The organism is Frondihabitans sp. VKM Ac-2883 (genome assembly GCF_015350875.1).
Classification (GTDB): Bacteria; Actinomycetota; Actinomycetes; order Actinomycetales; family Microbacteriaceae; genus Frondihabitans.
Genome location: NZ_JADKSF010000005.1, coordinates 1 through 19,025, shown reverse-complemented (window position 1 = coordinate 19,025; position 19,025 = coordinate 1). Strand labels below are relative to the sequence as shown.

Below are 19,025 nucleotides of genomic sequence, written 5' to 3'. Positions count from 1 at the left end.
TCCATCGTAGGCGGTGCGGGAGAGGTCGAAGTCGGCGGTGTCCCCTAGGCTCGTTCCACCGTGATCCGTCGACTCGTCTCCTTCGTCCTGCTGCTGGCCCTGGCCGCGGCGCTGTTCGTCGCGGCGTTCCCCCAGGTCCTCGGGCTGGAACAGCGCTATTACGTCGCTCAGGTGATCGCGTTCCGCGGGATCCTCGTGGTCGTCGCCGTCGTCGTGGCGGTCGTGTTCCTCTTCGCGGGCCTCGCCCTCCGCGCCGCGCGGAGTCTGCTCGCTGCCGCGGCCGTGCTGCTGCTGGTCTTCGCGGCGGTTACCGGTGGGGTGCTCGTCGAGCGCGGCACCGGGTCGACGAAGTTCGATGTCAAGGCCGCCGGAGACGTTCGTGTGCTCGCGTGGAACACCCTTGGCGGGGCTCCGGGCGCATCGACCATCGCGAAGCTCGCCGTCAACTCGAAGGCCGACATCGTGAGCCTGCCCGAGACGACCCGCAAGACCGCTAACGCCGTCGCCGCGAAGATGAAGGCAGCCAAGCGCCCCGTCAGCGTGCTCGTGCTCGCGTACGACAAGACCGACAGCGCCAAGTCGACGGCCCTGCTCATCTCGACCAAGCTCGGCACCTACCGGGTCGTCGCCGACGATGAGGGCGGCACCACGCCCGTGCTCCCGACGGTCGTGGCACGCCCGGCCGACGGCTCCGGCCCGGTGATCGTGGCGGCCCATCCAGCGGCGCCCGTCAAGGCGCTCATGACCGACTGGCGTGCCGGGCTGCGGTACCTCGCGAAGTTGTGCTCGGGCGAGAGCATGATCATGGCCGGCGATTTCAACTCGACGCTCGACCACCAGTCCGGCCTCGGATCGAAGCCGAGCACCACCCTCGGCAGCTGTCGTGACGCGGCGAAGGCGTCAGCCAACGGGGCAGTCGGCACCTGGCCGACCACGGTTCCCGCCCTGCTCGCTGCACCGATCGACCACGTGATGGCGACCTCCGACTGGAGCGTCTCGGGCTTCCGCGTGATCACGACGCAGGACGGCTCGGGCAGCGACCACCGACCGGTGCTCGCGCAGCTCACCCCGACGTCGACCGACTAGAGCGCAGCCACAGGCACGGCGCAACCCTGTGGAGAACGCAATCCGCTCTCGGGCGGCGGCGACCATAATGGTGGGCATGGCTGATCAGAAGGCACCTCGCGCCACCTCCAATCGTTCGACGACCCCGGGCTCCGACACGTTCAAGGAGTACATCTCGTCGCAGTGGGCCGATCGTGCCGACTCGGTCTCGACGCCCCGCGAGCAGACGGCCTTCACGGCCGATCGACGTGCGCGCCTGTCGGCTCTCCACCCGGGCAAGCGGCTGATCGTACCGGCCGGGCAGGCCAAGGTGCGGTCGAACGACACCGACTACCCCTACCGCCCTCACTCCGCCTTCGCGCACCTGACGGGCTGGGCCTCCGACAGCGTCCCCGGCTCCGTCCTGGTGCTCGAGCCCACCGCCGACGGCCACGAGGCGACGCTTTACTTCCGGGCGAGCGCGGGCCGCGACTCCGATGAGTTCTATGCGAACTCCGACATCGGCGAGTTCTGGATCGGGCCTCGGCCGTCGCTCGTCGATGTGGGCGTCGACCTCGGTCTGGCTACGCGCGATCTTTCTGACTTCGAGTCGGTCGTCGGCTCCGTCGATGCCGACACGCTCCTCGTCCGCGAGGCCGACGGCGATCTGACGCGCCGCGTCGATGCCCTGCTCCCCGCGCCGGCCGGTGAGGCGACCGTCGACACTGTGGCCGATCGGTCGGCGACCACCGACGTTCTCGCCCGCGACCTCAGCGAGCTCCGTCTCGTCAAAGACAACTACGAGGTCGCCCAGATGCGGCAGGCGGTCGCCGTCACCAAGAAGGGTTTCGACGACGTCATCGCCGACTTCGACGAGGTCTTGGCACACCCTCGGGGTGAGCGCATCGTCGAGGGCACGTTCAACCGCCGCGCCCGCGCCGACGGCAACACGGTCGGCTACGACACGATTGCCGCGTCCGGCGAGCACGCCTGTGTTCTGCACTGGACGACCAACGACGGCCGCGTCTTGCCCGGCGACCTCATCCTGATCGACGCGGGGGTCGAGCTCGACAGCCTGTACACCGCCGACATCACCCGCACCCTGCCGGTCTCCGGTCGGTTCACCGACGTGCAGCGCCTGGTGTACGAGGCGGTCTTGGAGGCGGCCGACGCCGCCTTCGCGATCGTCAAGCCCGGCATTCGGTTCCGCGAGATCCACGCCACGGCCATGGCCGTCATCGCCGAAAAGACCGCCGAGTGGGGGTTCCTGCCCGTCTCGGCCGCCGAGTCGATTAAGCCCGACGCGCAGTACCACCGTCGCTACATGGTGCACGGCACGAGCCACCACCTCGGCATCGACGTGCACGATTGCGCCGCTGCCCGACGCGACCTCTACCTCGACGGTGTGATCGAGGCCGGCATGGTCTTCACTATCGAGCCTGGCCTCTACTTCCAGCCCGACGACCTCACGGTGCCCGAGGCGTTCCGGGGCATCGGCGTGCGCATCGAAGACGACATCCTCGTCACGGCCGACGGCGCTGAGAACCTCTCGGTCGGCATTCCGCGCACCGCGTCCGACGTCGAGGCCTGGATCGCCCGGGCCTAGGTCCTTGCACCCAGGGGCCGCTACTTCTGCTCCCGCGTCCGTAGCCGCTGCGGCAACCGCGCCTCGCCGCCGCGAGTGCCGCTGAATGTCGCACCGGGCGTGCTCGGTCCAGCATTTGGCGTCAGTCGGTAGCCCATCCCCGCGCCGGTCCCCGACGGTCACCGGCACAGGCTAAATTGGTCGAGTGAGCGCCACGAGAGTTTTCGTCGCCCGGCTCGCCGGGTGCCTCGTTTTCGACCCCGCGGGCGATCGCGTCGGCAAGGTCCGCGACGTCCTCGTCGTCTACCGCAACGACGAAGCTCCAAGGGTCGTCGGTCTCGTCGTCGAGGTCCCCGGCAAGCGACGCGTCTTCGTGTCGATCGGCCGGGTCACCAGCATCGGCTCCGGTCAGATCATCACCACGGGTACCATCGCGCTCCGCCGGTTCGAGCAGCGCGGCGGCGAGGTGCGGGTGATCGCCGAGATCCTCGGCCGCAAGGTTCGACTCCGCCACGACAACTCGCTCGCCACCATCGAAGACGTCGCGATCGACGAGACCGACGAGGGCGGCTGGGAGGTCGGGCAGGTCTTCCTGCGCAAGCCGAAGGCGAGCCCCTCCCCGTTCGGCAAGGGGCCTACCGTCTTCGCCCTATGGACGGACGTCCGCGAAGAGAGCGCCCCCGGCGAGGCCCAGAGCGCCGAGCACGTTATCGCCGCCTACGCCGACCTGCTTCCCGCCGACCTGGCGAACACCCTGCTCGATCTGGGCGAAGAGCGTCGCTACGAAGTCGCCGAAGAGCTCTCTGACGACCGTCTGGCCGACGTCCTCGAAGAGATGCCCGAAGACGAGCAGGTGTCGATCCTCAACCGCCTCGACGACAATCGCGCGGCCGATGTGCTCGACCAGATGCAGCCCGACGACGCGGCCGACCTCATCGCCCAGCTCACCGACGAGCGGGGTGAAGCGCTGCTGGCCCTGATGCAGCCCGACGAGGCCGACGACGTCCGCATGCTCCTCAGCTACGACTCCGACACGGCGGGCGGTCTGATGACGACCGATCCAGTCATCGTGTCGGGTGATGCCACCGTCGCCGAGGGCCTCGCGCTGATCCGCCGCCACGAGATCGCTCCGGCGCTCGGCGCAGCCGTCTGCGTCGTCCTGCCGCCCTACGAGCCTCCGACCGGCCGCTTCCTCGGCATGGTGCACTTCCAGCGGATGCTCCGGTATCCGCCCAACGAGCGTCTGGGCACGCTTCTCGACGCTCAGACCGAACCGGTCAACGTCGGTGCGTCCGCTCTCGAGGTGACACGCGTCATGGCGCGCTACAACCTCGTCAGCGTCCCGGTCGTCGACGACAACCACCGACTTGTCGGGGTGGTGACTATCGACGACGTCCTCGACCACGTACTGCCCGACGACTGGCGAAGCCAGGATCCCGAGCAACCCTTGGGCCACACCCGGCCCCGCCTCAGAAGAGCAACCGCGACCGTAACCGGAAGGAGGACGACCAATGGCACGCGACAGCCGTAGCGACGTCCGTCTCGACTCGCCCAAGGGCCTCCGCACCCGCGTCCTCTCCGGCCGCAAAGGGCCGAGCCGTGATCGGTTCGGCCGAGCGACGGAGTCGATCGCCCGCAACATGGGCACGCCCTACTTCCTGATCGCCCTGACGCTTTTCTGTGTCGCGTGGATGGGCTACAACACGCTCGCGCCGATCAATCTCCGCTTCGACTCGGCCGCGATCGGCTTCACTGCCCTGACCCTCATCCTGTCGCTCCAGGCCTCCTACGCCGCGCCGCTGATCCTCCTCGCGCAGAACCGCCAAGACGACCGCGATCGAGTGCAGGTCGAACAGGACCGCCAACGTGCCGAGCGCAATCTCGCCGACACGGAATACCTGGCCCGCGAGGTCGTGGCACTTCGCCTCGCGATGAAAGACATGGCGTCGAAAGACTTCATCCGCGACGAACTCCGGTCGCTGCTCGAAGAACTCGACCGTCGAGACGAACCGGAGGCATTGCCAGAGACCCCAGGATCCGCGCGTGACTGACCCGCTGCCCGCCCCCGAGGGCGTGTCAGCGCGCATCCGCACCGCCCTCGCCGGCGTGCTCGACCCCGAGATCCGTAAACCCATCACCGACCTCGACATGGTCGGCGACATCGCGGTCGACGACAGCGGCGCGGCGACCGTCGGCGTCAAGCTCACGATCGTCGGTTGCCCGGCGGCCGACACCATCGAACGCGACGTTCGCGCCGCGACCGCCCGCGTCGCGGGGGTCACGGCGGTCGACGTCGACATAACCGTGATGACCCGCGAGGAGCGGGCTGCGCTCACCGAGAAGCTGCGCGGCGGCCGCGCTGCCCGGGTCATGCCGTTCGGGCCCGGCTCACTGACGCGGGTTTACGCCGTGACGAGCGGCAAGGGCGGCGTCGGCAAATCGACGGTCACTGCCAACCTCGCGGTCGCTCTGGCCGCCCGCGGGCTCGCGGTCGGCATCGTCGACGCCGACGTCTACGGCTTCTCGATCCCCGGGCTCCTCGGCCTGGTCGACGACGCGGGTGCGAGTGTGAAGCCGACGCAGGTCGACGACATGATCCTGCCGCCCGTCGCCTACGGGGTGAAGGTGATCTCGATCGGCATGTTCGTCGACGACACCTCGACCGCGGTGGCCTGGCGTGGCCCCATGCTGCACCGCACCATCCAGCAATTCCTGACCGACGTCTATTTCGGAGACCTCGACGTACTCCTGCTCGACCTGCCACCCGGCACCGGCGACGTGGCTATCTCAGTCGGGCAGCTACTGCCGAACGCCGAGGTCATCGTCGTCACGACACCCCAGCCGGCGGCGGCCGACGTCGCCGAGCGTTCCGGGCTCGTCGCCCGGCAGACCGGGCAGAAGTTGCTCGGCGTCGTCGAGACCATGTCGGGAATGCCCCAGCCCGACGGCTCAGTGCTCGAGCTGTTCGGCTCGGGTGGCGGCGTGGAGACCGCCCGGCGGCTCTCGAAGGGGCAGGAGTCTCCCGTCGAGCTCCTGGCGAGTGTGCCGTTGAGCCTGGCGTTGCGCGAAGGCGGCGACGCGGGCGAGCCGGTCGTCGTCAGCCAGCCGGGTGACCCGGCGGCACAAGCGATCGAGACGTTGGCCGCGAGGCTGGCGAGCCAGGGGCGCGGGCTGGCGGGCCGCCGACTCGGGGTCACGGTCTTCTGACGCGTTCAGAAGTCTGGCAAGAGCGAGCTGAAAGGCCCCCTGTAGCGGGCAAATCAGCTGGTTTTGCCAGCGTTCTGAACGCTCGTGCCCCCCAGCCGGGCCGTCGTTCTGCGAATTCGGCCTGATCCGGCCGCTTTAGGGCCGAGACGCGCAAAACCGGACGCGTAAGGTTCGGGCGACCCGTCGGATCCTGAGCCACGAAAAAGACTGCACCCGACAGGCTGCGCCGTAAACAGCAAAGGCGACCTCCCGCTACTGCGGGGGTCGCCGTGGGCTGCTGCTGGTCGCGCGAACGCGTGGGCTCAGTCGAAGGAGCGCGTGGGCTGACGACGGTAGCCGTCGGTGCTGGTGCTGACGACGGTGCCGACGATACCGGCGAATGCGGCGACTGCGAGAACGGTGATTCCGATGAACATGATGCCCTCCATGGCGATGTGGTCGTTGTGTGTAATACCAGTATGAAGACGAGAATTGCAAAGGACAATCGACCTTTTCTAGTGTGACAATGTAGGTTTGCTTCATGGATGTCAAGCGCCTCGAGCTCCTCCGCGAACTCGCCGAGCGGGGCAGTATCGCCGCGGTCGCCAAAGCCACGCACCGCACCCCGTCGGCCGTGTCGCAGCAGCTCAAGGTGCTCGAACGCGAGGCTGGCACACCCCTCACCGAGCGGCAGGGGAGGGGCCTCGTGCTGACCGGGTCGGGGCGGGTGCTGGCCCAAACGGCGGCCGATGTCGCAGTCGCCCTCGAGCGCGCTCAGGCCACCTGGGACGACTTCCTCGTGGCACCCCAGGGGGAGGTCACTCTGGCGACGTTCCCGACGGCCGGACAGATGCTGCTTCCCGGGCTGCTCAAGACCGTGGCCGAGACGCCGGGCCTGGTCGTGCGCGCCTCCGACCACGATCCGGCCACCCTCGCGTTCCCCGACCTCACGGGCGACTTCGACGTGGTCATCGCGCACTCCCCCGACGGCGAACGAAGCTGGCGCGGTCGAGGGCTCACGATCGTGCCCCTGCTCCGCGAACCGCTCGACATCGCGCTCCCCGCCGACCACCGACTCGCCGGCCGCGCCTCGCTGGCCCTCGAAGACCTCGTCGGCGAGAGTTGGATCGGCGTGCCGAAGGGCTACCCGTACGACTGGGTGTACCGCGAGATCGAGCGCATCACCGGCACGGCACCGCGTATATCGCAACGCTTCAGCGACACCCGCATCACCGAGTCGCTGGTCGGCGCCGGCCTCGGCATCGCCGTGCTCCCCCGCTTCACATCGAGCGGCGTTCGCGACGACATGGTGCTGCTGCCGCTCGAGGGGATGCGCGCTGTGCGCTACGTGTCGGTGCTGCTCCGTCCCGATCGCGCCGAACGGCCGTCGGTTCGCCGCGTCGTCGACGCCCTTCGCGCCGAGGCCTCACGAGTGGCTTCGCTGCACGGTACCGTCTAAAGAGACGAGGATCCGCGCAGGGCCTACGTCGCCTCGTTGTCGTAGGGCGGCGCCTCGCCTGCAGACAACGGCACCACCGTCGCGCGCGAGCTGCGGGTGGGCAGGCCCGCCGCCACAGCCGACGCCGCGGCGGCCGACGCCGGAGTCGAGATGACGGTCGTGGGCTCGTCGAGGAGGGCGTCGCGGATGATGCGACGGGGATCGTACTGACGCGGGTCGAGCTTCTGCCAGTCGACGTCGTTGTACTCCTCGCCCATCTCCTCTTTCATGCGGGCCCGGGCCGTGTCGGCCATACCCCGAACGGTTCGGACGAGCTGACCGAGCTTCTGCGCATAGATCGGAAGGCGTGTGGGCCCCAACAGCATGACCGCGATGAGCGCGATCACGAAGATCTTGTCGAAGGAGGGCAACACGTGAAGAGACTAACGGCTCGAACCTCGGAGCGCCCCCTAGAGTTGACCGACGAGGAGTAACGAGTGCCACACAAAGAGTCCAGTTGGAAGTTCGCCGAAGAACTGGTCACCGAGAGCGACGCCATCGGTCTTGCGCGCCAGCACTCCCTCGAAGCGGGTGTCGAGGCAGTCTCGCCCGGTGTCGGTGCGCAGCTGGCGCTGACCACAGCCCTCATCGGTGCCAAGAACATCATTGAGATCGGCACGGGTCTCGGCGTCTCCGGCCTGTGGCTCATGGCGGGAGCGCCCTCCGCCACACTCACGTCGATCGACAGTGAGGTCGATCATCAGCAGACGGCTCGAGAGACGTACGTGCTCGCCGGCATCCCGGCCAACCGCGTGCGGCTGATCGCCGGTCGCGCCCGCGAGGTGCTACCGCGGATGAACGAGAACTCCTACGACGTGGTCTTGATCGACGCCGATCCCGAGGGCGTCATCGAATACGTTGAGCACGGCCTCCGGCTGGCCCGCACGGGCGGGATCGTCCTCGTCGCTCATGCCCTCTGGAACGGCCGCGTGGCCAACCCCGCCGCCCGCGAGCAGATCACCGCCGACTATCGCACGCTCCTCACCGAGGTGTCGACGTCACCGGCCGTGATCAGCTCGCTCGCGACCGCCGGCGACGGACTCCTCCAGCTCGTCAAGCGCTGACGCCGGGCACGCAAAAACGCCCCGCACGTTCTGTGCGGGGCGTCTTCTGGGGGCCGTTAGGAAGCGGCTTTGACAACGCCGGCTAGGGCGTCGTGCAGCTCTTTGGCCTCGTCATCGTTGACCGAGACCACCAGGCGCCCTCCGCCCTCCAGCGGAACGCGCACGATGATGAGCCGACCCTCCTTCACGGCCTCCATTGGTCCGTCGCCGGTCCTCGGCTTCATGGCTGCCATCAGATAGTCCCCTTTCGCGGAATGCTCATACCTATTATCGGTTATTTGCAGGCCAGTCCCTAAACGTCGGCCGTCAGGCGTCGCCGAACCGCCTATCACGGGGGTGTCCAGTCGTACCCGTTCACCCACCAGCAGTAGTAGAGCCAGATCCACTGGGCGACGACGAAGACGGCCACGAGGCTCACGCGGAACACCTTCGACCGCGGAACGGCGAGCGCTCCGAGCAGCGGGAAAATCGGCATCAGCACACGGAACGTCGACGACTGCGGAAAGAACACCGCCAGCAGGTAGAGCACATAGGCAACGACCCAGAACCGCAGGTCGAGGGGCAGGCGCCGTGCCCACGGGGTGACGAGGAACAGCCCGAAGAGGACTACCGCCACGACGAGGAAGACCACCCCCGCACCACCCGGCACCCACCAGTTCGCCCCCTGGACCCACGAGGTGAAGGGCAGGAGGTGGCCGTAGCCGATGTAGTCGGCGCGCCATGACAGCTCGGTGGCCGTGTAGGCGTCGAGACGGCCGGTGACGATGGCCGCCACGACGGGCCAGGCTATGCCGAAGACTCCCGTGGCTACCGCCACGACTGCGACTTTCAGGCGCTCCCGAGGGGGGAACGGCTCAGTCTCCCGGCGGAGGTACCGATGACCCCAGTGGAGCGCGAGCGCCAGGGCGAAGGCGATCACACCGGGCCGAGTGAAGGACGCAACCGCGAGCACGAGCAGCATCAACCCGTAACGCCGCTGCAGCAGCAGCAGAAGCGCGACCGCCAGCAGCAACAGGAACAGCGACTCGGCGTACGCCACCTGCAGCAGCGGCGACAGCGGGGCCACACAGAAGAGCAGCACTCCGAAGAGGGCCGACCCGGCGGGAAGGAACCGGACGAGGATCCGAGAGAACACCAGGGCGGTCGCTGCGGCCGCCAGCACCGACACAAACACTGCCGTCGGCGCGAACGACGCTCCGGTCAGCTCCATCAGCCCACGGGTGACCACGGGGTAGACCGGGAGGAACGCCCATTGGTTCTGCGCGACGTGCCCGTCGGCGGTGAGCGGCAGCACGCTCGGATACCCGATCTGGGCGACGATGTAGTACCACTGGCCGTCCCAGATCTTCGCAAAGCTCGCGTAGTCGGGTCGAGAGACGGTCCAGGGATTGGTCGCCTGAGCGCCGGCGAACCCGAGCAGAAGCGCCGTGCTGACGAGGCGCGACGCCACGAAGATCAGCAGGACCTGCGCCCACCACGGCAGCCGGTCGACGATTGCGCGAACGCGTGAGAGAGGCGTTGCCGCACTCACCTCGCTTCGCGCCGAAGGGCGGCTACCGGTGATCAGGCCGTCAGCCACGCCCGCAGCCCGCGCTCGCACTCGGTGATCTGCTCGAGCGCGACGCGCTCGTCGTCGGCGTGGGCCTTCATCGGGTCGCCGGGGCCGTAGTTGACCGCGGGGATGCCGAGGCCCGAGAAGCGCGCAACGTCGGTCCAGCCGTACTTCGGCTTGGCCTCGCCGCCGACGGCTTTCAGGAATTCCTGCGCGAGGGGCGCGTCAAGGCCCGGGCGAGCGCCCTGCGCCAGGTCGACGATCGTGACGTCGTACTCGCCGAACAGCTCGTGGATATGCGCCACGGCCTCATCAGCCGAGCGGCTCGGTGCGAACCGGTAGTTGACGTGCACCATGCACTCGTCGGGGATCACGTTGCCGGCGACGCCGCCGCTGATTCCGACGGCGTTGAGACCCTCGCGGTAGACGAGGCCGTCGACTTCGACCTGGCGCGCTTCGTAGGCGGCGAGCTTCGCGAGAATGGGCGCGGCCTTGTGGATGGCGTTGTCGCCGATCCAGGAGCGGGCGCTGTGCGAGCGGAGGCCGTAGGTGCGGATCTCGGCGCGGAGGTTGCCGTTGCAGCCACCCTCGACGCTCGAATTCGACGGCTCCATGAGGATCGCGAAGTCGGACGCGAGCATCTCGGGGTACTCGCGAGTCAGGCGGCCGAGACCATTGAGCGCATCGGAGACCTCTTCGTGGTCGTACCAGACCCAGGTGATGTCGACGTTCGGCTCGGTCAATTCGACGGCGAGCGTGAGCGCGACCGCGCAGCCGGCCTTCATGTCGACGGTGCCGCGGCCCCAGAGGTAGTCGACACCGTCGATCGTCTCGTAGCGGGTCGGAACGTTGTCGTTGATCGGCACGGTGTCGATGTGCCCGGCGATGACGACCCGCTTCGCCCGGCCGAGGTTCGTCTTCGCGACGATGGCATCGCCGTCCCGGAAGAGCTCGAGGTGATCGCACCCCTCGAGAGTGGCCCAGATGTCGTCGGCGATCCGCTTCTCATCGGCCGACACCGAGGGGATATCGCACAGCTGCCGGGTGAGGTCGATCGAGGAGACGGTCAGGTCGAGGGCTGGCATGGGCACAGCCTAGCCGGGCGTCGATAACGGGACCTCGGAGACGAACGCGACCCCGTCGGATCCTCGATACCCTTTTGCCATGAGTGCTTCTTCCGCCGCCTGGGGCTACGGCCTCGCCACCATCGCCTCCGACGGCACGATCCTCGACACGTGGTTCGGCTCGCCCGTTCTCGGCGAGTTTCCCGCCGATCGCGACCCGGCTCTCGCGCCGGCCGAGATCGGCGAGCAGGCCGGCCCTGACAACCGCCGAGCCGTGACGCTCGAGCCCGTCACGGTGCGAATCGACCTCGAGGCGGCACCCGCATCGACCCCAGACGCCTATCTGCGCCTGCACCTGCTCAGCCACCTGCTCGTCAAGCCGAACACGATCAACCTCGACGGCATCTTCGCCCACCTGCCGGCGGTCGTATGGACGAACGCCGGCCCCGTGCACCCCGACGACTTCGGCCGGCTGCGCCGAAGCCTGCAGCGTGCGGGGATTCAGGCGACCGGCGTCGACAAGTTCCCCCGCCTTCTCGACTACGTGCTGCCCGAGCGGGTGCGCATCGCCGACGCGTCGCGCGTGCGCCTCGGCGCTCACCTGGCACCGGGAACGACCGTCATGCACGAGGGCTTCGTCAACTTCAATGCGGGAACGCTCGGCGACTCTATGATCGAGGGTCGCGTGTCGCAGGGCGTCGTCGTCGGCCACGGCTCCGACGTCGGCGGCGGCGCCTCGATCATGGGCACGCTCTCGGGCGGCGGCACCCAGCGCGTCTCTATCGGCGACCGAGCCCTGCTCGGAGCGAACTCAGGCATCGGCATCTCGATCGGCGACGACACCGTCGTCGAGGCGGGCCTCTACGTGACGGCCGGCACGAAGGTGGTCGTCGTTGGGTCGGCCTCCGACACGAACGGCAAGCAGCAGACGGTCAAGGCCGTCGAGCTATCGGGCCGGGCCGGGCTGCTGTTCCGCCGCAACTCGCTGACCGGGGCCGTCGAGGTACTGCAGCGCAAGGGCACCGGCGTGACGCTGAACGAGGCTCTGCACGCCTGAGCCAGGCATCCGCGTCGACTAGTCGCGAAACGCGGGTTTAGTCGCGGTATGCCGCGACTAAACCCGCGAAACGCGACTAGCTGTCGCACGCTTGCGGTCAGCGACCCTCGGGCCAGTCGCGCTCGGTTGCTCCGACGTACAGCTGCTGCGGTCGGCCGATCTTGGTGGCCTTGTCGACGTTCATCTCACGCCAGTGCGCGATCCACCCGGGCAGCCGCCCAATGGCGAAGAGCACCGTGAACATGCGGGGCGGGAACCCCATGGCCTTGTAGATGATGCCGGTGTAGAAGTCGACGTTCGGGTAGAGCTTGCGCGAGATGAAGTACTCGTCGCTGAGCGCGACCTGCTCCAGCTCGAGGGCGATGTCGAGCAGCTCGTCTTTCACGCCGAGGGCCGCTAGAACCTCGTCGGCACTCTCTTTGACGAGCTTCGCGCGCGGGTCGTAGTTCTTGTAGACCCGGTGGCCGAAGCCCATCAGCTTGACGCCCTCCTCCTTGTTTTTGACGCGCTCGACGAAGCGGGCGACTCCCTGACCGGAGTCGCGGATCTCGGCCAGCATCTTGAGCACGGCCTCGTTGGCACCGCCGTGCAGCGGGCCGTAGAGGGCCGAGATGCCAGCCGAGATCGAGGAGTACATGTTGGCCTCGGTCGAGCCGACGAGGCGGACCGTCGAGGTGGACGCGTTCTGCTCGTGGTCTTCGTGGAGGATGAGCAGCCGCTCGAGGGCCTTCGAGAGCACCGGGTTGACGACGTACGGCTCGGCCATCGTGCCGAAGTTGAGCTTCAAGAAGTTGTCGACGAACGAAAGGCTGTTGTCGGGGTAGAGGAACGCCTGTCCGAGGCTCTTCTTGTGGGCGTAGGCGGCGATGACGGGCAGCTTCGCCAAGAGGCGGATGGTCTGGAGTTCGACCTGGGCCGGATCTTTGACGTCCATGGTGTCTTCGTAGAACGTCGACAGCGCGCCGACGGCCGACGACAGCACCGACATCGGGTGAGCCGAAGCGGGCAGCGCATCGAAGAACCGGCGGAGGTCTTCGTGCAGAAGAGTGTGGCGGCGGATGCGCGCGTCGAACGAGGCGAGCTCGTCGGCGGTCGGCAGCTCACCGTAGATCAGCAGCCACGCGGTCTCGAGAAAAGTCGAGTTCGCCGCGACCTGCTCGATCGGGTACCCGCGATAGCGGAGGATGCCCTCGTCGCCGTCGATGTAGGTGATCGCGCTCTTGGTGGCGGCCGTGTTCACGAATCCGGCGTCGAGCGTCGAGTAGCCCGTCTGCTTCATGAACGTCGAGATGTCGACGCTCGATGCCCCGTCGCTGGACGGGACGATCGGGAACTCGGCCGTTCCGCCCGGGAACGTGAGTTTCGCCGTCTGCTGCGTGGCCTTCTGGGCGTCGTTGGCAGTGTCAGTCACTCGTTCAGCCTAGTAGGAGGGGCACCGGGCGCGAGCACCCCCGAGCGCAGGATCCGACGGCTCAGCCAGCGAGACGACTCACGGCCGCATCGATCCGCTCGTCGGTCGTGGTGAGCGCGATGCGCACATGACGTGCACCGCTCACCCCGTAGAACGTGCCCGGCGCCACCAGGATGCCCCGGTCGGCGAGCCACGCCACGGTCGCCCAGGCGTCTTCGTCGCGGGTGGCCCAGAGGTAGAGACCCGCCTCGCTGTCGTCGATGCGGAATCCGGCGGCGACGAGGGCTCGCGAGAGCCGGTCGCGCCGCCCTCGGTAGAGCGCCTTCTGGGCGCGAACGTGGTCGTGGTCACCCAGGGCTGTCACCATGGCCTGCTGCACCGGCGCCGGGGGCATAAGACCCGCGTGCTTTCGCACGCCGAGCAATTGCCCGACGATCTCGCCGCAGCCGGCGATGAACCCGGCGCGGTAGCCCGCGAGGTTCGACTGCTTCGACAGCGAGTAGACCGAGATCACGTTTCGGCGGCTGTCGCCGATCACTCGCTCGTCGAGGATGCAGGGTGTCGCCGTGTCGTCGTACTCCGCCTCCCAGCCGAGCTCGGCATAGCACTCGTCGCCAGCGATGACGGCCCCGAGCTCGCGGGCACGCTCAACGGCGGCCTTGAGCTGCTCGATCGAGAGGACTCGACCGTCGGGATTGCCGGGGCTGTTGAGCCAGACGAGCTTCGTCGACGAAGGCCACTCGGCGGGGTCGTCGGAGGCGAGGGCGGTGGCGCCGACCAGTGCCGCGCCGAGTTCGTAGGTCGGGTAGGCATTCGTCGGGTACACGACGGTATCGCCCGGGCCGAGACCGAGCCAGAGGGCCATGCCGGCGATGAGCTCTTTCGAGCCGATCGTCGGCAGCACGTTCGCGTCGGTGAGGCCGGTGACGCCGCGCCGTTCGGCATACCAGTCGATGATGGCGGCGCGTAGGGCCGGGGTGCCGGCGACCTGCGGATAGGCGTGCGCGTCGGTCGCCTCACGCAGGGCGTTGCGCACGACGGCCGGGGTCGGGTCGACAGGCGATCCGACCGAGAGGTCGACGATGCCGCCCTCGTGGCGGCGCGCGGTAGCCGAGGCGTCGGCCAGGGAATCCCACGGAAACTCGGGAAGAGTCAGAGCCACGCCGAGACGCCGATCAGTGCTCGGCGGCCTGCGGCGGCAGAACCGAGATGACCGGGTGGTCGTGAGCGATCACACCGATCTTGGCGGCACCGCCCGGCGAGCCGATCTCGTCGAAGAACTCGACATTGGCCTTGTAGTACTCGGACCACTTGTCGGGAAGATCGTCTTCGTAGTAGATCGCCTCGACGGGGCAAACCGGTTCGCAGGCACCGCAGTCGACGCATTCGTCGGGGTGAATGTAGAGCGAGCGTTCACCCTCGTAGATGCAGTCGACCGGGCACTCGTCGATGCAGGCGCGGTCTTTGACATCGACACAGGGGAGGGCGATCACATACGTCACGGGCTAAATCTGTTCCTTCGCATCGGGCAGGTCGGTCGGACTCTGCGGCGAGTGTCCCAGTCTATCGACCCGCGCGGCCCGTGCGGCCCGCAGAGCCCCGAACCGGGGCCAGCCCAAGACAAACAGGGCGATCACGACCGGGCCGAAGAGCCACGCGTAGCCGAGCGCGTTGCCCGGCACGAGCACGGTTCCGCTCGACTGGGGAAGGGACAGGAGGCCGACGACGCCGACCACTCCCAGGGCCGCGAGGACGCCGACGAATCGTGAGCCGAATTGGATCCTGAAGCCGATCAGCAGTGCCGCGACCATGGCCAGCGCCAGCGTCGCCCCGACCGGGAAGCCACCCGCCGTCTCTTGATGGGCGATCGTGCCGATGGCCCCGAAGAGGGCGCCGGCGACGAGCGAGGCGCCGTAGGTCAGGCCCTTGCCCAGCGGGCCGAGCTCGTCCATGCCGGCACCCTGCGGGAACGACGCGGGCTCCGGCTCGGCCACGTGACGGAACGTCTCGACGACGCTGACCGGCTCGATGGCGCCGTGCGGAAACTCCAGGGCGGGCCCGCCCGGTGTGCGGACGACGCGCACCTGCGAGCGGTAGGCCTCGAGGGCGCGGACCTTGCGCAGGAGCACGGGGGCGCCATCGACGACGACGGCGCCCGAGAGAGCCGGCCCTCCGGACGCTCGACCGCCGGACGAGGTCTCCATCTCGACGGTGCCGCCCGTGATCGCGAAGAACGGAACACCCGCGATCTCGGCGGTTCGCGCTACCGCGCGGTTGACCCGGACGTGGTCGGGGTGCCCGTAGCCGCCGTCGACGTCGTAGCTGACGATGGCGGTCGGCTGCACGTCGTCGACCACGGCCGCCAGGTCGGAGACGATCTCGCCGAAGGAGGCGGAGCAGAACGCGGCCGGGTGCACGTCGACCACGGGGATGGGCATGCCGTCGCTCCCCCACTCCATGCCGGAGTCGCGGTAGGCGCGGACGGGAAGACCGGGCGTGCGAGCACTCTCGGTGCCGAGGAACCGGTGGTCGGTCACCCCGAGGACGGCCATCGCTTCGGCGATCTCGTTCTGTCGGTGGGCGGCGAGCGCGGCGTCGCGGCCGCGCAGGCTGGCGAGGTCGTCGGGCATGACCTCGCCGAGCTCTCCGCGAGTGCAGGTGACGACCGTCACGTGGGCGCCGTCGTCGACGAGGGTCGCCAGCAGCGCCCCGGTCGCGATCGTCTCGTCGTCGGGGTGGGCGTGCACCACGAGGACTCGCTCGAGGTCGCTGCCTCGGTCTCTCGATGTCGAGGCAACAGGGGCTGGAGGGTCGGTCTCGGAAGTGCTCATCACTGGACAGGATAGGCGAGCGGCCATTATGGTCGTCTCTGGTTAGGCAAGGCTTACCAACATAAGTCGACCTCACCCGGTCAGGGCCATCGCCCCGCCGACCGGCTCCGGCCCATCCGATTCATAAGGCTCGCCCGTGCTCGCCAACTTCCTCATCGGCCTCCGCGAAGGTCTCGAGGCCTCCATCGTCGTAGGCATCCTCATCGCCTACCTGGTCAAGGTCGGGCGGCGCGACGTGCTGCCCCGGATCTGGGCCGGCGTCGCTCTCGCCGCAGTTCTCTCGCTCGGCCTCGGTGCCCTGCTCACCTTCGGCCGCTACGGCCTCAGCTTCCAGGCGCAGGAGATCATCGGCGGCGGGCTGTCGATCATCGCCGTCGGCTTCGTCACGACGATGACCTTCTGGATGGCGAAGACAGCCGGCAGCATGAAGCACGACCTGCAGTCGAACCTCGACAAGGCCCTCCTCGGCGGCGCCTGGGCGATCGTCGGCCTCGCGTTCCTCTCGGTCGGCCGCGAGGGCATCGAGACGGCGCTGTTCGTCTGGGCGACCGTGTCGACCGCGGGAGGCACCGCCATTCCCGCCATCGGCGCTCTTCTCGGCATCGCCGCGGCCATCGTGATCGAGATCGGCATCTACCGCGGCTTCGTCCACCTCAACCTGGCGAAGTTCTTCACCATCACCGGGTTCTTCCTGGTGATCGTCGCCGCCGGCGTGTTGCTGTACGGCATCGGCGACCTGCAGGAGGCCGGAGCCCTGCCCGGCGCGAGCGTCTACGCGTTCGACATCTCGCGCGCGATCCCGCCGACCAGCTGGTACGGCACCCTTCTCCAGGGCCTCGTCAACTTCACCCCGCGCCCGACGGTGCTGCAGTCCGTCGTCTGGCTCGCCTATCTCGTGGTCGTCCTCCCCCTCTTCCTCCGCGCCACACGCCGCCGCCCGGCCAAGACGACCTCCCCCTCGACCACCACCGCCGACCCGACGCCCACCCCGGGCTCACGCGAGTCCGTACTCAGCACTGGAGCACCCGAATGATCGTTCGCCCCCTCGGCCTTGCGGCCGGAGTCGCCGTCGCCGCCCTCGCCCTGACCGGCTGCGTCGAGAACAACCCGTCCGCGGGATCCTCGTCGAACGGTGCCACGACCGTCAGCGTCACCGGCAAAGACTCGAGTTGCGAGGTCTCGACCACGACCGCGCCGAGCGGAACGGTCACCTTCACTATGGCGAACGAAGGATCCGACAACACGGAGTTCGAGGTCCTCGCCTCGGACGGGCTCCGGATCCTGAGCGAAAAAGAGAACATCGGGCCCGGAACGTCGGGCACGCTGACCACGCAGCTCGCGGCCGGCGACTACTACACCGCCTGCATCCCGGGTCTCGTCGGCGAGGGCGTTCGCGCCAAGTTCACGGTCACCGACTCGGGCAAGACCATCAAGGCGACCGGCACCGAGCAGCAGCAGATCGACGCGGCCGACAAGGCCTACGTCGGGTACATCAAAGATCAGACCGGCCAGCTCGTGACCGGCACGCAGGACTTCCTCGACGCGTGGCTCGCGGGCGACGACGCAGCGGCCAAGAAGCTCTACCCCGAGGTGCGTGCGCACTACGAGCGCATCGAGCCCGTCGCCGAGTCGTTCGGCGACCTCGATCCTCAGCTCGACAACCGCGCCGCCGACCTCGAGAAGGGCGAGAAGTGGACGGGCTGGCACCGGATCGAGAAAGACCTGTGGCAGCCGACCGCCGCCGTTCCCGGCCGCTCCGACTACAAGACCGCTCTGACCACCGCTGAGAAGAAGACCCTCGCCGCGCAGCTCACCAAGAACACCAAGCAGCTTTACGACGAGGTCACCGCCACCGACTTCAGCGTCGGGCTCGACACGATCGCTAACGGCGCTGTCGGCCTCCTCGACGAGGTCGCGACGTCGAAGATCACCGGCGAAGAAGAGACCTGGTCGCACACCGACCTCTACGACTTCCAGGCCAACCTCGAGGGCGCGCAGGTCGCCTACGAGGGCGTGCGCTCGATCCTTCTCACGAAAGACAAGTCGCTCGCGACCGAGCTCGACTCCGAGTTCAAGTCGCTCGACGCGCTCCTCGCGAAGTACGGCAGCCTCGACACCTCGTACCCGTCGTACACGAAGCTCACGGCAGCCGACAAGAAGGCCCTCTCCGACGGCGTCAACGCCCTCAGCGAGCCCCTGTCGAAGCTCACCGCGGCGCTCCTCGGCTAGGGCGCAGGGTGAGAGACAGGCAGACGAGCGTCGCCACGGACGACGAGACCGCTCCGCGCCCCGGACTGTCGCGGCGCGGGCTGCTCGGCCTGGCCGGAGTGGGCCTCGGCGCGGGCGTGATGGGCGCGGGCTCCGCACTCGGAATCGAGTCGGCGGTCACGAGCGCTGCGGCCGCCTCGAGCGGCGCGAACACGACCTATCCCTTCTACGCCACGCACCAGTCGGGCATCGTCACCGCGGCGCAGGACCGCCTGCACTTCGCGGCCTTCGACATCGCGTCGGGCGTGACGCGAGCCGAGCTCGTCGACCTCCTCAAAGACTGGTCGTACGCGGCCGGCCGCATGACCCGTGGGCAGGAGGTGTCGCCCACCGGCGCCACCGGCGGCTCGCTCTACGCTCCCCCGGACGACACCGGAGAAGCGCTCGACCTGCCGGCTTCGGGCCTCACCATCACGATCGGCTTCGGCCCCTCGCTGTTCGACGATCGCTTCGGCCTCGTCTCGA

19 protein-coding genes are annotated in these 19,025 nt (G+C 68.3%); 11 read left to right on the top strand and 8 right to left on the bottom strand.

Translation table 11 applies throughout. The annotated features are described in order from the left end of the window. Positions 1–60 precede the first annotated feature (60 nt). The 6 genes from ITJ49_RS10495 to ITJ49_RS10470 all read left to right on the top strand — a co-directional run bounded on the left by ITJ49_RS10495 (position 61) and on the right by ITJ49_RS10470 (position 7,274). Positions 61–1,086, top strand: a complete 1,026-nt coding sequence (locus tag ITJ49_RS10495; RefSeq protein WP_370544466.1) for an endonuclease/exonuclease/phosphatase family protein — start codon at positions 61–63, stop codon at positions 1,084–1,086. A 76-nt stretch (positions 1,087–1,162) separates the two neighbouring features. Continuing rightward, positions 1,163–2,650, top strand: a complete 1,488-nt coding sequence (locus ITJ49_RS10490; protein ID WP_194604942.1) for an aminopeptidase P family protein — start codon at positions 1,163–1,165, stop codon at positions 2,648–2,650. 184 nt (positions 2,651–2,834) lie between these two features. Then, a complete protein-coding gene (locus ITJ49_RS10485) occupies positions 2,835–4,160 on the top strand; it encodes a magnesium transporter MgtE N-terminal domain-containing protein (RefSeq protein ID WP_194604940.1) in 1,326 nt (441 codons plus the stop codon). Further along, positions 4,141–4,680, top strand: a complete 540-nt coding sequence (locus tag ITJ49_RS10480; RefSeq protein WP_194604937.1) for a DUF1003 domain-containing protein — start codon at positions 4,141–4,143, stop codon at positions 4,678–4,680. The genes ITJ49_RS10485 and ITJ49_RS10480 overlap by 20 nt, the downstream gene beginning before the upstream one ends. Beyond that, the gene (locus ITJ49_RS10475) at positions 4,673–5,836 is read left to right on the top strand and encodes an Mrp/NBP35 family ATP-binding protein (protein WP_370544465.1); all 1,164 of its coding nucleotides are present in this window, start codon (positions 4,673–4,675) and stop codon (positions 5,834–5,836) included. Before ITJ49_RS10480 ends, ITJ49_RS10475 begins: the two co-directional genes overlap by 8 nt. A gap of 520 nt (positions 5,837–6,356) precedes the next feature. Then, positions 6,357–7,274: a LysR family transcriptional regulator gene (locus tag ITJ49_RS10470; protein ID WP_194604935.1), complete on the top strand. Its 918-nt coding sequence runs from the start codon at positions 6,357–6,359 to the stop codon at positions 7,272–7,274. 23 nt (positions 7,275–7,297) lie between these two features. On the opposite strand, the gene ITJ49_RS10465 is transcribed toward ITJ49_RS10470, so the two are convergent. Continuing rightward, the gene (locus ITJ49_RS10465) at positions 7,298–7,687 is read right to left on the bottom strand and encodes a Sec-independent protein translocase TatB (RefSeq protein ID WP_233573078.1); all 390 of its coding nucleotides are present in this window, start codon (positions 7,685–7,687) and stop codon (positions 7,298–7,300) included. A 63-nt stretch (positions 7,688–7,750) separates the two neighbouring features. Between ITJ49_RS10465 and ITJ49_RS10460 the strand changes: the two genes are divergently transcribed. After that, positions 7,751–8,377, top strand: a complete 627-nt coding sequence (locus ITJ49_RS10460; protein WP_055963031.1) for an O-methyltransferase — start codon at positions 7,751–7,753, stop codon at positions 8,375–8,377. A gap of 56 nt (positions 8,378–8,433) precedes the next feature. Here ITJ49_RS10460 and ITJ49_RS10455 read toward each other — a convergent pair whose 3' ends face one another. The 3 genes from ITJ49_RS10455 to dapE all read right to left on the bottom strand — a co-directional run bounded on the left by ITJ49_RS10455 (position 8,434) and on the right by dapE (position 11,014). Next, the gene (locus tag ITJ49_RS10455) at positions 8,434–8,610 is read right to left on the bottom strand and encodes a DUF3117 domain-containing protein (RefSeq protein WP_084816223.1); all 177 of its coding nucleotides are present in this window, start codon (positions 8,608–8,610) and stop codon (positions 8,434–8,436) included. A gap of 95 nt (positions 8,611–8,705) precedes the next feature. Beyond that, positions 8,706–9,956: a hypothetical protein gene (locus tag ITJ49_RS10450; RefSeq protein WP_370544464.1), complete on the bottom strand. Its 1,251-nt coding sequence runs from the start codon at positions 9,954–9,956 to the stop codon at positions 8,706–8,708. Next, positions 9,941–11,014 (bottom strand): succinyl-diaminopimelate desuccinylase, encoded by a 1,074-nt coding sequence (dapE, locus tag ITJ49_RS10445; RefSeq protein ID WP_194604932.1) that lies wholly within the window; start codon positions 11,012–11,014, stop codon positions 9,941–9,943. Before dapE ends, ITJ49_RS10450 begins: the two co-directional genes overlap by 16 nt. A 79-nt stretch (positions 11,015–11,093) precedes the next feature. On the opposite strand from dapE, the gene dapD reads away from it, so the two are divergent. Beyond that, a complete protein-coding gene (dapD, locus tag ITJ49_RS10440; RefSeq protein ID WP_194604929.1) occupies positions 11,094–12,050 on the top strand; it encodes a 2,3,4,5-tetrahydropyridine-2,6-dicarboxylate N-succinyltransferase in 957 nt (318 codons plus the stop codon). A 97-nt stretch (positions 12,051–12,147) separates the two neighbouring features. On the opposite strand, the gene ITJ49_RS10435 is transcribed toward dapD, so the two are convergent. The 4 genes from ITJ49_RS10435 to ITJ49_RS10420 all read right to left on the bottom strand — a co-directional run bounded on the left by ITJ49_RS10435 (position 12,148) and on the right by ITJ49_RS10420 (position 16,292). Next, positions 12,148–13,461, bottom strand: a complete 1,314-nt coding sequence (locus ITJ49_RS10435) for a citrate synthase (protein WP_084816224.1) — start codon at positions 13,459–13,461, stop codon at positions 12,148–12,150. Between the two features lie 61 nt (positions 13,462–13,522). Next, the gene (dapC, locus tag ITJ49_RS10430) at positions 13,523–14,623 is read right to left on the bottom strand and encodes a succinyldiaminopimelate transaminase (RefSeq protein ID WP_194604927.1); all 1,101 of its coding nucleotides are present in this window, start codon (positions 14,621–14,623) and stop codon (positions 13,523–13,525) included. Positions 14,624–14,636: 13 nt separating this feature from the next. Next, on the bottom strand, positions 14,637–14,963 hold the full coding sequence (gene fdxA, locus ITJ49_RS10425; RefSeq protein WP_055963045.1) for a ferredoxin: 327 nt from the start codon (positions 14,961–14,963) through the stop codon (positions 14,637–14,639). 3 nt (positions 14,964–14,966) lie between these two features. Next, on the bottom strand, positions 14,967–16,292 hold the full coding sequence (locus ITJ49_RS10420) for a PIG-L family deacetylase (RefSeq protein ID WP_194604924.1): 1,326 nt from the start codon (positions 16,290–16,292) through the stop codon (positions 14,967–14,969). Between the two features lie 136 nt (positions 16,293–16,428). Between ITJ49_RS10420 and efeU the strand changes: the two genes are divergently transcribed. The 3 genes from efeU to ITJ49_RS10405 form a co-directional block, all read left to right on the top strand. Then, complete coding sequence (gene efeU / locus ITJ49_RS10415) at positions 16,429–17,325, top strand: iron uptake transporter permease EfeU (RefSeq protein ID WP_194604921.1); 897 nt, start codon at positions 16,429–16,431, stop codon at positions 17,323–17,325. Beyond that, a complete protein-coding gene (gene efeO, locus ITJ49_RS10410; RefSeq protein WP_194604918.1) occupies positions 17,322–18,521 on the top strand; it encodes an iron uptake system protein EfeO in 1,200 nt (399 codons plus the stop codon). The genes efeU and efeO overlap by 4 nt, the downstream gene beginning before the upstream one ends. Positions 18,522–18,529: 8 nt before the next feature. Then, positions 18,530–19,025 (top strand): Dyp-type peroxidase domain-containing protein (locus ITJ49_RS10405; RefSeq protein ID WP_370544463.1); only part of this gene is annotated, 496 nt, incomplete at its 3' end.